This window comes from Akkermansia sp. N21169, from assembly GCF_029854675.1.
GTDB lineage: Bacteria > Verrucomicrobiota > Verrucomicrobiia > Verrucomicrobiales > Akkermansiaceae > Akkermansia.
Genome location: NZ_JARWNC010000022.1, coordinates 23,891 through 38,182, shown reverse-complemented (window position 1 = coordinate 38,182; position 14,292 = coordinate 23,891). Strand labels below are relative to the sequence as shown.

The 14,292-nt window shown below is 51.7% G+C and carries 7 protein-coding genes; 3 read left to right on the top strand and 4 right to left on the bottom strand.

The genetic code is table 11. The annotated features are described in order from the left end of the window. Nucleotides 1-5,340 (bottom strand): autotransporter-associated beta strand repeat-containing protein (locus QET40_RS00705; protein ID WP_280125246.1); only part of this gene is annotated, 5,340 nt, incomplete at its 3' end. A 358-nt stretch (nt 5,341-5,698) separates the two neighbouring features. Continuing rightward, nucleotides 5,699-8,170: a hypothetical protein gene (locus QET40_RS00700; protein ID WP_280125245.1), complete on the bottom strand. Its 2,472-nt coding sequence runs from the start codon at nt 8,168-8,170 to the stop codon at nt 5,699-5,701. A gap of 195 nt (nt 8,171-8,365) precedes the next feature. On the opposite strand from QET40_RS00700, the gene QET40_RS00695 reads away from it, so the two are divergent. Together QET40_RS00695 and QET40_RS00690 are read left to right on the top strand one after the other, a co-directional pair. After that, nucleotides 8,366-8,869 carry a hypothetical protein gene (locus QET40_RS00695; RefSeq protein ID WP_280125244.1) on the top strand — a complete coding sequence of 168 codons (504 nt, stop codon included), beginning with the start codon at nt 8,366-8,368 and terminating at the stop codon, nt 8,867-8,869. Between the two features lie 109 nt (nt 8,870-8,978). Then, the gene (locus tag QET40_RS00690) at nt 8,979-10,004 is read left to right on the top strand and encodes a hypothetical protein (protein WP_280125243.1); all 1,026 of its coding nucleotides are present in this window, start codon (nt 8,979-8,981) and stop codon (nt 10,002-10,004) included. 72 nt (nt 10,005-10,076) lie between these two features. Here the strand turns inward: QET40_RS00690 and rimO are convergent, their stop codons facing one another. Continuing rightward, nucleotides 10,077-11,444 (bottom strand): 30S ribosomal protein S12 methylthiotransferase RimO, encoded by a 1,368-nt coding sequence (gene rimO / locus QET40_RS00685; protein ID WP_280125242.1) that lies wholly within the window; start codon nt 11,442-11,444, stop codon nt 10,077-10,079. 34 nt (nt 11,445-11,478) lie between these two features. Then, a complete protein-coding gene (locus tag QET40_RS00680; protein WP_280125241.1) occupies nt 11,479-12,966 on the bottom strand; it encodes an NfeD family protein in 1,488 nt (495 codons plus the stop codon). A gap of 172 nt (nt 12,967-13,138) precedes the next feature. Here QET40_RS00680 and QET40_RS00675 point away from each other — a divergent pair, with 172 nt between their 5' ends. After that, nucleotides 13,139-14,281 carry a glycoside hydrolase family 43 protein gene (locus QET40_RS00675; RefSeq protein WP_280125240.1) on the top strand — a complete coding sequence of 381 codons (1,143 nt, stop codon included), beginning with the start codon at nt 13,139-13,141 and terminating at the stop codon, nt 14,279-14,281. Nucleotides 14,282-14,292 lie beyond the last annotated feature (11 nt).

The window sequence follows — 14,292 nt, the reverse complement described above, 5'->3', positions numbered from 1 at the left end:
TGTGGCGCCGGAAATGGAGATATTGCCCGTGAGCCCGGTGATGGAACTGCCGTAGTCGAGACCGCCGGAGGATGTTCCCTCGCCCAGGTGAAGGCGGGTGAGGGCACTGCCGTTGAGGCCGCCCAGGACGACGGGTGTCGCCTGGCCGGTGAGTTCGACTGAGACTCCGCCTGCGGGGGCGTAGTTCGAGGCTCCGGACAGGGCGCCGCCCCGTACCGTCAGAGAGGATCCGGAGGAGGCCATGCCGTTCAATTCGAGAGTACCGCTCGAGACGGTAACATGGGATGTGCCGAGGCTGGCTCCGTCGGCAAGTTCGAGACGGCCTTCTTTCAACGCGATCTCGCCGGAGACGGTATTGCCGCCGCTGCCGAGGACGAGGATGCCTCCCCCTTGCTTGGTCAAGAGGCCGGAGCCGTTCAGGACTCCGCCCAGGGTCACAGTCTGTCCGTCGCCGGGGCTGACGAGAGTTCCGTTCTCGCCCGTGCCCGAAAGGGTCATGGAGTGGGAGGCTGTCCAGCCCGAGCTGCCTGTGGCCGCGGTGAGAGTTCCGTTGCCTAAAGTGACCGTGCCTTGCGAGTCAGAGAGGACATCATCTGTCGCAACCCCGGAAGCATTGCCCAGCGTCAGCGTACCGCCGGCGAGGGTGAGGCCGGAGTCGGAGTTGACGGAGATGGTCCCATCGACGGCAAGTTTTCCGTTGGAAAGCAGCTTGAGTTCGGCTCCGTCGGAAAGGATCAGACCGGAGGCCGACATCGTGCCGGAAAGTCCCAGGGATTTGTCGGTAGCCGCCGAACCGACGGCGCTGACGGTGAGGGTGGCGCCCTTCAACGTACCGCCGAAGGTGTCCCTTTCGTTGAGGAGGTTCAGAACGAGAGTACCGGAAGTTTTTTCAAGGGTACCCGCCACGCCGGAGAGTTTCCCGGAGAGGGTAACCGAACCTTGCTGGACTATATTGACCAGTTCCAGCGAAGATTCGTCTGAAACGGAAACCGTTCCGGAAAGTTTCGCGTCAGCAGCCAGTCCGGACAATTGTACAAGTCCCGTACCGGAGATGGAGACTGCCGCATCGTTCCTACCGGAGTCATCGAAGACGAGGCCGCCGCCCGAGGAATGGTCTACTATCAGCGTTGTCCCGGGAGCGGCAAGAAGCTTGATGGCCTGCTTGTCCGTGATGCCGATAGCCGATTCGGGAATGGCGTCGGTCAACACGTTGGTAATCGTCACATCCGTTCCCGCGACGTTGCCCAACGTACCGCCCAGGAAATCGACAATCCCTGTTCCCAGGGAATCGGAGTTCCCCATTTCAATCGTACCGTCGTAGAGATAAGTCCCTCCCGAATAGGTATTCTTGAGATTGGATGCCAGAGAAAGCTTGCCGGCACCTTTCTTGGTCAACGAAACACTAACGTCGCCATAGTCGCCGATGCCGTCGTTCGTGGAACCTTTCCCTTGGAAGAGATAATCGTTGCCGGAACTATTAATGATATCTAACGACCAGGGAAAAACCGTCCCGGAAATCGTCACGGTTTTCATTGAGGCGGCATCGTCGAACTGGACTTTCTGTCCATCCGGTCCTCCCGGAAAGCCCTGTTGATCCCAAGGAGATTCCATATTTCCTCCCCATTCCGACCCCGTATAGCCGGGATTACCGCTGTTCCAGACCCAGGTACCGATGCGGGCCAAGCGCAGATAGAGAACCTTGTTACTGGTATCCCCATCTACCGAAGTTACCAGCGTGTAGAGGTAGGAATCCGTTGAAACACTTTTCCTATCCCAAATGAAATCACCCGCATCCAAGGCGGAATCCCCTGTGACAGAGATCAGCTTGTATGCACCGGCGGCCTGATCCTCCGTTGTACGGAGGAAGTTGTCCAGTTTCAACGAAGTCGTTCCTCCAAGAGGATCAACCATTTGAACATACGGGGAATTGTCCCTTGTGAGCATGTCGGAAAGATCCAACGTCAGAGTACCTCCTATCGTCAGATTCGTACCTTTGAGTGTCGCTCCCGCCGAGACCCTTACGTCCTTCAGGACGGCGGAGGCGTCCGACAAGGTCAGTGTTCCCGACTTGGCATGCACCGCTCCGGCGTAGCCCGCCGAGGTTCCCGACAGCGTCGAATCTCCCGAAAAGACCAGCGCGTTGGACAGGGTCTGACTGTTGAGGTCGATTTTCGCCCCTTCCGTCAGGATTTCGTTAGACGCAGCCCCGAAGGCCGTGGAGGAAGCCGCCTTGAGCGTTCCCCCCGTCACCTTGATGCTGCCGGAGAGCGAGGCGTTGTCTCCTCCCAGCGTCAGCACGCCCGAACCCGACTTCACCAGGTTCACGGACACCACGCCCGATTTGTTGGAAAGATTTCCCGACAGGGTGATGTCCCCACCCGTCGTGTCGATCGTCGTCGCATCGGAGCCCGTCGCCGAAAGCACGGCGACATGGGTCGTGCTCCACGCAGCCGACGACTTGAGCATACCGCCGCCCAGTTCCAACGTCCCCGCCGAACCGGTGATCTTTTCCGAACCGATCGTCAGGCTTTCTCCATGAAGGAACAGGGATGAATTGGAAGAAGAAAACGAGAGGCCCTTTGCCTCTACCGATGCATTGACAATCTCCAAGACACCACCGGAAAGCTTCAGTAGTTCTGCCGCCGTAACAGTTGCTGTCTTCGATTCATTACCTGCAGTAACGTATATATTCGTTCCCAGGGAGACCTGAGAACCAGACAGTACTCCCACTAAATCAAGATTGAAGGACTGTCCCTCGACTCCCACAAGTTCCAGCAAGCCGGAAACGGCTTCAAGACGTCCCGCTAGGGTATCGTCCGCTCCCATTTCGATGCGCAAAATTCCTGAATCCTTCGAAAGAGTTCCGGCTATGGAGGCAAGCGTTCCTTTTACGATAACCGCCGAAGACACATTAGCCGAAGACAGATTGAGCCCGGCGCCTTCCATTACTGCCAGCGTTCCTCCCAGGACGGCATTGTCCGATAGATTTTTCAGAAGAATTGTTCCAGTACTCCCCTCCCGACCGATGAAAGAATTGCTATTCAGCGCTCCCTCGGAGAAGGGCAAGCCGTCGAGAATTGTCATTGATTTGCCATCAGCTGCGGCAAAATGAAGGGATTGACCACTCCCAACGGTGATCTGCCGTCCCGTCATCTCCAGATTCCCCGATGCCAATAGACACCCTCCGAAAAATACGATCGGACCTCCATTACCTAGGGAATCCATGGACGCGATTTGCAAGATACCGTCTTCCAACTTCGTTTCACCGGTGTAGGTATTTGTCCCGGAGAGAATCGTCGTCCCCGATCCATGTTGAACAATTCTACCGCTACCGGAAATATTGTTCCGTATTTCATAGGTATTCGTTCGGTTGAACTGAAGAGCCCCGTTCAAAGTGATATCTCCCGTTCCCAATGTACCTGTGGTCCCACCTTCGACACCCAAATTCAGCAAAACGCCTGATGCAATGGTCGTTCCTCCCGAATACGTATTGTCACCGGCAAGAGTAGCAGTTGTTATGCCATTTGCATGATTCAATGTCAAAGATCCTTTTACTGTGCTATCATAATCAGATAGAATACCATTCAAGCTATAATTTCTCCCCCATGCATCATTAATGGATAAATTTCCCATCAATGCCATGGCTCCCTCAAATATATAATCATCCCCTCCCTGAATAGCGATTGAGGAGTTGTTTCCAAATATAAAGTCATTATGAAAGGAAACAGGAAGAGATCTTAACTGCAATTTACTGCCAGTCTGCATTTCAACAAGGCCGCTACCCAATGAACCACTAGGTGTATTGGGATCATTACCTAAAATTAAATTAATTTTATTTCCGACGACTGTTCCTCCAGAATAATCATTATCGGGATTCAAGATATAGATATTTAACGATCCATTGTCATCTGGCGTTTTGAAAGTGATTTTACCCTTCCCTTTTATCGTTCCGTCCGTCAGTTTACCGGTAATTTCCATGGGCTTTTCAGACCAGGTTGCTACCAAGTTAAATGCACCGTTCATGGAAACCAAACCGGACAGTCTATAATTCACGGTAGACTTATACATCCCGTCAAGAATACGGAAATGAGCTCCATCCAGCGTCTCGATTTCATTGTTCAAATCCAGAAGCTTTCCTGTCGAAACTCCCAAAGTACCATCTTCTGAAATCAGGATTTTTCCTTTACCCAAAGAAGCAGTTTTCCCATTGGACCAGTTTCCAGTACCCACCTGAAGCATACCCTCAACAATTTTCGTCAGCCCCAGATAGTCGTTATTCTCTCCCATCAGGACAAGAGTTCCCGCTCCTTCCTTGACAAACCCTCCATTTCCCGTCAATTTCCCGCTCAAGGTTATTTTATGGTTCGCCGGGACACCTTCCTCAGGATCAGAGGATACTACGGCATGCGAAGTATCAATGATGATTCCTTGATCCGTACCCGTCAATGTCATAGTCAAGCTCGATTCCCAATCTGCAAACGCACCAAGAACCCCTCCGTCGCCAAGCTGAATAGAGATATTGGCTTCTGTTCCTGTTCCGCCAACCTTCAACCCTCCCTCTCCCAAATTCAACCTGCCTTCATGATGTAATTTCAAAACGCTCTCAATAGCTACTCCCGTATAACCCCCCATATAAAGTACTTTGAAATCGGCCACTCCTCCCCTTACGTCCAACGAAGCATTGCCGCGAACACCTACAACTCCGGCACCGGTACAAACGTCCAAAAGCCCGGAATTGATTACGACCGTACTGGATGAACCTGAATTAGCATAATGGGAAATAACGAAAGGGGCGACTTCCGCAAAAGCTGTCGTATTCTTGGTAATTTTAATAGTTCCACCATTTAGCACCAACGACGCTCCTTTAGATTCAGTATTGCCGACAATCAACCTATTTACTTCCAGGTTCGTCTTCTCTTGAACGACCAATTCCGTAGCACCATTAATGGCGATCCGGTTATCGGCCGTCGAAGTATTGTGCAACGTAAAAGAGTTGATCCCGTCTCCCAACTGAATTTGTCCTCCAGTTGTCAAATTGCCCGTTCCAGAGAAATGAAGGATTCCAAAGGAACTTCCTCCCCCCTTGATGATGACCTTCTTTCCTGCGGACAAGGCGATAGATATGTCGGCAATCGTATATGTGCCGTCTACCATCAGTTCAGCGTTGTCGGTTATTTTCAAATTATCGCCCGTGGCCGGGAGTGTATTACCGGACCAGTGGGATGCATCACTCCAATTTCCGGTACCCGACCACGTTTTATCCGCAGACAAGGCGGAGGAGGCAGACACCAGGGAGGAAATGACGATAGATAGCAGTTGAATAGGAAGTCTGAGTTTCATAAAGAGGATTTGTTTGCAGATGTTTGATTAATCAAAAGATGACAGGGATACAAAAGAAGAGAATCCGGACATGATACGGTTATCGGGCCGTTTTAATAGTTTCGTTATTGTCGATTCTCCCATGCGTTTTTCCTTCCATGTCTTCTGGTTTAGGATAACCATCTTTCCTGATTCTTTCGTCCAAAGCCCGGAATTCCCGATTGATATCTTCCGGGATGGAAGCATCGCTTTTTGGCCCAAAATTCAGGACTAGACAAAATGTTTTTGTAAATTGTATTCATCATCAATGATTTAATTATTATATTATTTCCAATTTGTCCGTTTCGGCATGTTTGCTATGAATGCGGATAGAAGCAATTCATTCATAAATCAGCCACGCAGTGGCAGTCGTATCCTTGTCCCCCGAAAGACGAATCCAGCGAGCATCAAAATCCGACGGAAACTCATGTTCCCAAACTTCTCCGGGCTTGACGGTCACCGTCTTGTAGATCATCCACGGGCCATGGCCGATTGGGTTGGCTTCAATAACAAAGGTTACGGGAAAGTCGGACTTGTGGCTCAATTTCATGAAGCGCTTATCATAAAAACCAATCAAGTACGGGTCGGAGGCTTCTCCGGACTTGATCGCAGAATCCTTCCACGGGCCACCTTCCCCGGTAGGTTTGCCAAGTTTCCACAGGTCGTCAATAACGCCGGCCCAAACCATCGCCTTGCCGTCCTTGGAAGCGATCACATGGGGGTTGCCTTGGGAGGATTCTGGATCAAGGCCGCTCAGAATCAACATCCCGCGGTAGGAAGCATAGTCATGGATACGGAACGGATGGGTGGCAATAGGACGGATTTTGGCAAATCCATCGGCATTTTCAGCAGGCAGTTCGTAAAATGTACCCATGGCATGGAACAAATCGCGTTCCGTAGCCACTTCCCGGCAGACCCGCATGGCTCCCGCCTTTTCCAAAGGGCCGAAAGCGGCATTGCCCTTGGGAAGGCGCCATCTGCGACCGGCGTCGTCTTTGATCAGAACCGAGGCATCGTCCATTTCCAGCTTGCCGGGGGCAATGGCATAGGATTCCCGCGTATATTGAGCGGCCGGGCCCGAAGCCTTTTCCCTGAGAACGAGGTTCATGTCGGCATCAAGTTCATAGAAACCGGACTCCGTGAATTTTCCGCCGGAGAATTGCCCGGCCAGCACGCCCATTGTACGGAGGTTTCCTCCACGGGAATACAGGAGTCCTCCCAGGGATGTTTCGTCCGATACGAACGCAAGTCCCTTAAAAATAGCATCGGGTTCCGTGGTGCGGGTATCATCGGCACGATACACGAATTCGACACTCATATCCGCATTCCGATCAGTTACGACACGAATCCATTCCGCATGTTTGACGTTATTGAGCGATACAAAGCGAGATGTTCCTGCCGGCAATGAAACCTTGCATGAGGATTTCCATGAATCCGACCCTGAAGCGTCCGTTTGGAAATCTATCGAGACAGATTGATTTCCATCGTTTTTAATCCAAGCTCCCTTGTGATCCCAGCCTGCAAAAAGGAAAGGATCGGAAGGTTCGTTAGCCCTGACTCGGTCATTCATCCAGACAGCGCCGCACGCGGTCCGGGGACCGAGTTTTCCGGGCATGTCCGGCGAAGTAAACCAGAGGTTTGAATTGGATTGCCCCGGACCTTTGATTTTCCCTTTGATGGAACGGGAATTAAGGAATTCTTTTTCGGCCGTATCATCACAACCGAAAACGAGACGATTATTCCAACGTGTAAAGTCTCCAATTACTTTCAAATATGCAGACAAAGGCCGAATGCCGGCTGTTTTACCGATAGAGAACGTTGCAGGAAAATCCCAGAACATACCATGCATCGTCATCAGATAACGCGGTTGATCTTCCGGGCCAACGTTGCGAATACGAGGCCATTCCGTATTCCAGCCATGAGCACCGTCATAGGTGTTGCTGGCTTTAGGGAGACGGAAAAAATTCCAATTTCCCTTGTCTCGCAGGCCAAGCAGAAGAGAGCGATGGTCCCAGCCCACCGCCCATATCGGATCCGTTTCCGGTCTGGGATTTCCTGAGATTCCTCCCGGACCGGTGATTTCAGTAAACTGGTTTCTGCGGACAACCTTCCACTTCTTTCCGTCCCATTCCGCCAAAACGCCCGATTCGAGATCATATTGTTTCAGCGCCTGACTTCCCGTTTCTCCATTGTTGGAAAACACGAGTACTCCCTGCCCGGAATAAAGCCCTTTGCCGTGCCACCCGGGAAGAGCAGCCTTGGTAATTCCCTTTTTCTTTTGTTCTTCACTCAGAGGTTTATTGTCATCGGCATAGAGTGTTTTGACTTCCAGCGTATTGACATCGATATCGTAAAATCCTTCCTCCATGGTACCAATATACAGCCTGGACTCCGGATGTTTCAAATGACGGGCACTTCCCGTAAGACGGCCCGGCATGATGCTATAGGGAATTACGCGCACGTTCCCATGCTGATCAATCGCATACGGTCCCATAAACAACTGACCGCTCTCCTGATGGATCAATCGATTAGCCGGCGTTCCGCCGATACTCTCCTCTCTGACAGTCATCCTCAGATCCGGAGAAATCTGATAAAGTTTGTCCGAAGAACCATGAGGAAGATGGGGACCATACGTCATCGCCCATAGATTTCCGGCCCAAGGGACAATGGCTCCGGTACCGCACTCCCCTTCATTATTATAAAATGCAAGGTGAGGATAGACACCACTGTATGATTTCGGAGAACCTTCCGCATATCCGTTTATAAAAGCCAGCAAAAGCAGGGAAATGGTTGTGTGAAATGTTTTTTTCATGTCGGAAATGAATTCGATATACCACTAGAACGTATCTTGCCAAGATCATCTTACGTTTTATATGTTTGATAAATCGTAAAACGAATTTTCAAACATTGTATTATCTTTTCCCAATCTGAGCTTGGACAGATACTCGCTTGGGTGAGGTATGATCAGGGGAAAATGTGCCAGTTCACCAAATGATCCCTCAGTCGCATGGAAAAGACAAAATCCGGGACACAGGACGTATTGGGGGCATTGCGTTCAGAGTTCAGTGCCCGCTGTGCCCGGATTTGTACTCCTCTCTCCGTGAAGTACATTCAGTCTTTGCACAAAGCGAGAAAGCAGGAAATAAGTCGCGGCAATCTTGATGCCGCTCTGGCAATCCATAGAAGAATCGAGAAAGAGAAAGATAAAGTGCTGTCCAGTACGGCGGCATCCGCAAGGGAAAAATGGCCGGATTCACGGCTTGCCGGTCTCTGGAAGGAAGCCGACAGTGGGTGTTCATATAGGATTGACTCCTCCAGGACGATTTCCTTGTACAATGAAAATGGGGAAACGCTCAAAGAGTTTTCCTACGTGAAGTCTTCCGAACATGGCAATGTCCATACCTGTCTCCATTCGTCGGGGGAAGTCCGCATTTTTGCCTTTGCAGGAGATTGTCTGTATGTGTTTATTCCCGCTTCCGGGTGGCGTACGACTGCGACGAAGGTACCGTAACGGCAGGTACGGTGTATGCGGACTGATGCGTTGGGATGTGGAGGAAGAATACTAAGATCTTGACGTTATTTTTTTAATGATATATTAGAAAGATAAGGATTTTTAGAAGATGAAACCGGTTATTTTTACTATTGTTGTAGGAGCTCTCTTTGGGGGGTGGACAGTATCAGCCCAGGAGGCCGAAGTACCGCCTGCTACATCAAAGCTTGTTTCTTCGTTTAATTCCAAGTGTAGCGAATTTTGTGGCCCTGTGATTGCCGAATATAAAAAACAGTTGCAGGGATTGCTGCAGAAGTACGTGGCTCTTTCCGACTTCGATATGTGTAAGAGTCTGAAGGCAGAACTGGAAATCATGAATACGACTCCCGACTCGTTGTGGAAGTCGACGGGCTCTTCTCTCGTGATCCCGGGGCAGTGGCTTGAAAAGGCAACGAAGCTGGTACACGCCCTTAATGCCGATGGTTCTCATTTGCAGGCCAAGCTTCATGAAACTTTGAGCCCCAGTGGAGATTCAATCAATACGGAGCTTTCGGAAGGTGATATTCTGGTGTTTCGTAGCGAGATCAATCGTTTGTGGTTTAGATATGAGCCTGATAAAATCTGTCAGTTTTCCAAGTGGGGAAAGACGGATCTTGTAGCAGAAGCCCCCGCAGGACCGGGAGGGAAAGAACTGGATCAATTGAAGTCTGAATATGCAGGGAAATGCGCCCGGCTATGCATGCCTCTCTATCGGAAATATCTTGCGGCTCTGGAGCAGCAAAAGAAGCAGGCGGTCGCCCGTAGCGATTTGGATGGAGCCATTGCAATCAACAATCTGATCAACGAAACCAGGGAGACGCTTGAGAGGGGGAATGCCGCTTCAGCGTCCAAATGGCCGGATCCCAGATTCATGGGCTCCTGGAAAGAGATAAACGGTGGTTCGTGGCTCAAAGTTGATAGCTCCCGGGCGGCGAATTATTCCAATAAGGATTTAAGCTATGTGAGATCTTCCGAGCGGGGTAATATCCATTCATTCCGTACATCTAATGGAGAGGTTCACGCATTAGCCCTGATTGGAAAGGAACTGCACATGTTTTGTCCCGGTTCCGGATGGCATATCTCTTTTGTAAAAGACGAACAGGGAAAGAAAAAGTAAGACCGATTCCGTCCGACAAACAGGACAAGACGGAACCGGGATGAGGAATGGAGGATCTGGTGTAGAAGCGCTTCAGGCTTTTTCCGCGACGAGATCGTAGGCGACTGCGTCGATGATGCGGACGTCGGCGAATTGACCGACGGGAAGGTCTTCCGGGACGGATACGGAGCCGTCGATGTCCGGAGCATCCCATGCCGTACGTGCGACACCGGGGGCTTCGACAAGAACGCGGATGGTTTTGCCGATTTGTTCCTGACCGATTTCGTCGGCGATGCGGGCGAGGAGTTCCGAGGCTTCGTTGGCCCGTCGCGTTTTGGTGCGGTGGTGTACTTGGTTAGGCATTTTGTATGCCTTAGTGCCTTCTTCGCGGGAGTAAGTGAAGATGCCGGCACGTTCGAATCGGAATTCTTCGATGAAATCCATAAGTTCCCGATGGTCGTCCTCCGTTTCACCGGGGAAACCGGTGATAAAGGTGGTCCGGATGGCCATGCCGGGGACACCGGAACGCATTCTGCGGAGGAGATCTCGGATGTAGTCTCCATTGGTTTGGCGTTGCATGGAGGAGAGCATGTTGTCCGAGATGTGCTGGAGGGGAATATCCACATAGCGTGCGACTTTCGGGCATTCCGAGATGGTGCGGATGAGTTCGTCGCTCCAGTGGGCGGGGTGGGTATAGAGGATGCGGATCCAGAAGTCGCCGGGGATGGCATTGAGTTCGCGGATCAGGGTGGAGAGGGATTCTCCCTTGGTAGAGTCGACTCCGCTGCGGGGAGTGGGACGGTTGCCGTCCTGCCAGCGGTCCATGCCGTAGTAAGTGGAGTCCTGGGCGATGAGGTTGATCTCTTTGACTCCGGCTTCGACGAGCATGCGTGTTTCCCGGATGATGCTTTCCTGGGATCGGCTGCGATGCTTGCCCCGGATTTGGGGAATGACGCAGAAGGTGCAGGTGTGATTGCAGCCTTCGGCGATTTTGATGTAGGCGCTATGCCGGGGTGTCAGACGAAAGCGTGGGGTGTCGTAGTCCGGGATGTAGGTGGATTTGTCGGAGACGAGATTGCGATCTCCAAGCGTGCCAGTCATGATGCTGGTGATGACGTCCGGAAGGGCCGTGATCTGATCCAGGCCGATGAATGCGTCTACTTCTGGCAGGAGATCGGGCAGTTCCTTGGAAAAGCGCTGGGCGAGACATCCTGCAACAACCAGTTTTTGTTCCTTGGGGTATTCGCCTCGTTCCTTGGCTTGGGCGACTCCGAGGATAGTGTCGATGGATTCCTTTTTGGCTTTATCGATGAACGAACAGGTGTTGACGACGACGACATCTGCCAGATCCGGATCGGGCGTCATGGTCATTCCGGCCTTTTGGAGGTGGCCGATCATGATTTCGGAGTCGTTGAGATTCTTGGCGCATCCAAGGGAGATGAATCCTACGGTAACTGGCATGGCTGTAGTGTGTGAGGGATGGAGAGGTGTAATTTTATTGTTCAGGCTGGTTGCCTGCTTCTTGTTGGGGCGCGGGGATATCGGCCGCTTCGACGATGAGGTCGAATGCGCGTTTTTCAATGACGCGAACAGGGGTACCCTTGATGAGTAGTCCTTGTCGAGAGCAAACCTCGTAAATTTCTCCATGAATGAGGGCTTTACCGTTCGGTTTCAGTTCCGTAACCGTTTCTCCGAGAGAACCGATGGTAGCTCCGGTAGCGGAGACGCCGACTGCGGCACCTGCGTCCTGGCCTCCGCTGACGGAGTTGTTGGACAGGGAGCGGAAGAGAGGGGAATCCGGCAGGAAACGCATGAGCAACATGATGAGTACCATGCCTCCCGCCATGCCGACAGCAAGCTTGGTCAAAGGAAGAAGGGAAACGCTGGCGATGGATTCCACGGAGAAATCTCCTGACCGCAACAGGGAATTGATGTCAGCCAGGCTGATCATGCCGCTGAACAGGGCGGCGATGATTAACAAGACGCCCAGCAGTCCGCTGACGAAGGTTCCGGGAACCAGAAAAATTTCAACGAGCAACAGGATGCATCCGACGACGAACAATGCCGCCGTTTCGTAACCTGCCAGGTTGCCGGCGATGTGATTGCCGAAAAAGAAGAGGGCAAATGCCAGGGCGGCAATGGCTCCGGCGATTCCGAATCCCGGAGTTTTCATTTCGATATAGGCGGCCCCCATCCCTATCAGGATGAGGAAGGGGGAAGCCCAGGCGATCCACAAGGCAATGCGTTCGAATCCGGTTGGCGTAGCTGTAACGACTGGGGCTGTTATGTGTTCCCTCTCCAGCAGTTCCTTGACATTGTTGACGATACCTTTGGCCAGCAACGGTTTGCCGTCGGAACCGGGAGAAACTGCTTCTTTGCCTGTCAGGGTAAGGAGTTCTCCTTTGGCCAGTTTGACGGGGCCGAAGGTTTCGTCTTTGGATGCAGGGATCATCATGGCCCGGATGAGTTCCGAATTATGATTTTTTTCTTCCACGACGGAACGGGTGAAGGCGGAAAAGGCACTTTCTACCTTTTTGCGCATCATCGGGTCCATTTCTTCACCAGTGGAATTGACGATACCTGCGGCGCCGATGGAAGATACGGGGGCCATATAGATGGAATCGCAGGCGGACGCAACAAGGGCACCGGCGGACATGGCCTTGGTGTTGACGAAGGCGAAGGTTGGAACTTTCATGGGATAGAGGCCTTTCATCATCAGTTCGCTGGTTTCCCAGGCGAGGCCTCCGGGAGTGTTGAGTTCAAAGACGATAGCCGCAGCCTGTTCGTCGTTGGCTCGTTTCAGGGTACGGTTCATGAAGCCGAAGCTCTGAGTATTGGCCAAGGTTTCTTCACCGATGGGAATGACGACGACTTTCCCGGTGTAGTAAATCTTGTTGTCATTGTCTTGCTCGGTTGCCCCGGCTTTCGGAATCATGCCGAACATGGCAATCAGCATGAAAATGATAAAGTTCCAATATCGCATGGTGCCTGACGTTACCACAAGGACTTCCCATTGGCAATGCCAGTTGGCTTCATCCTGTCGTGTTTGTTGTTGATGACGCTTGTAACTTTGCCGGAATGTGTCTGTTTTATCCGTATTTTAACGTATCTGCTTGTGAAAGGTTGCCGTTTTCTTATCGTATCTTGACAAGATCATGAGAAAAATCATCCAATTCATTCTGTTAGCCGGCTCCTTGCTCCCGTGTCTTGCCGCATTGCCTTCCGTTGGGAATACCTCTTTCAAACCGGGGCAGCTTTGGTACGACGACAAAGGGGTTGCCATTAATGGTCATGGGGCCGGTTTTTGCAAAGTGGGGAAGACGTATTACTGGTTTGGAGAGCACAAGGTGGAAGGCGATGCCGGTAATTATGCCCAAGTAGGGGTGCATTGCTACTCATCCAGGGATTTGTATAACTGGAAGGATGAAGGGATTGCCCTGGCTGTCGAGGAATCCCCGGATAGCCCTATTGCCAAAGGGTGTATTTTGGAACGTCCCAAGGTGATCTACAATAAAAAGACCGGCAAGTATGTGATGTGGTTCCATCTGGAACGCAAAGGCCATGGGTATGGCGATGCCATGAGCGGGGTTGCCGTCAGTGACAAAGTGACCGGTCCGTACAAATTTCTTCACGCCCTGCGTGCGAATCCGGGCAAATGGCCTCTGAATATGCCCGAGAAGGAGAAGACCATGGAAAATGCGCCGAAGGCTCCTTCTCTGAATTCGAGCAATTATCCGGATGGCATGAATGAATATGCCATGTTCAAACGGGATTTTGAAAAGGGGCAGATGGCCCGCGACATGACCCTGTTTGTCGATACGGATGGAAAAGGGTACCACATTTTCTCCTCCGAGGAAAACGGGACGATGCATATTGCCGAACTATCCGATGACTTTACGACGCATTCCGGGAAGTTCGTCCGCGTGTTTCCGGGGCGTTTTATGGAGGCTCCCGCCATTTGCAAAAAGGACGGATTCTATTACCTGATAGCCTCCGGTTGTACGGGCTGGGCGCCCAATACGGCACGTTCCGCCTATGCGAAAAATATTCTGGGCCCGTGGACAGAGTTGAAGAACCCTTGTGTAGGTCCCAATTCCCATACGACTTTCGGAGGACAAAGCACGTTTATTCTTCCGGTTCCTGTTCGCGGGAAAATGGAGTATGTGTTCATTGCCGACCAGTGGCGTCCGGCCAATGCTATCGATGGTCGTTATGTATGGCTGCCGATTCAGTGGGACGGCCACCAGATGAAGATCGAGTGGAAGGACGAGTGGAGCCTGGATAAGCCGAAATCCTGATAGATAGGAGT

Excerpts from the sequence above, each read along its gene's own strand:
- QET40_RS00700 (WP_280125245.1), bottom strand. The coding sequence starts at position 8,170 with ATGAAAAAAACATTTCACACAACCATTTCCCTGCTTTTGCTGGCTTTT.
- QET40_RS00695 (WP_280125244.1), top strand. The coding sequence starts at position 8,366 with ATGGAAAAGACAAAATCCGGGACACAGGACGTATTGGGGGCATTGCGT.
- QET40_RS00690 (WP_280125243.1), top strand. The coding sequence starts at position 8,979 with ATGAAACCGGTTATTTTTACTATTGTTGTAGGAGCTCTCTTTGGGGGG.
- rimO (WP_280125242.1), bottom strand. The coding sequence starts at position 11,444 with ATGCCAGTTACCGTAGGATTCATCTCCCTTGGATGCGCCAAGAATCTC.
- QET40_RS00680 (WP_280125241.1), bottom strand. The coding sequence starts at position 12,966 with ATGCGATATTGGAACTTTATCATTTTCATGCTGATTGCCATGTTCGGC.
- QET40_RS00675 (WP_280125240.1), top strand. The coding sequence starts at position 13,139 with ATGAGAAAAATCATCCAATTCATTCTGTTAGCCGGCTCCTTGCTCCCG.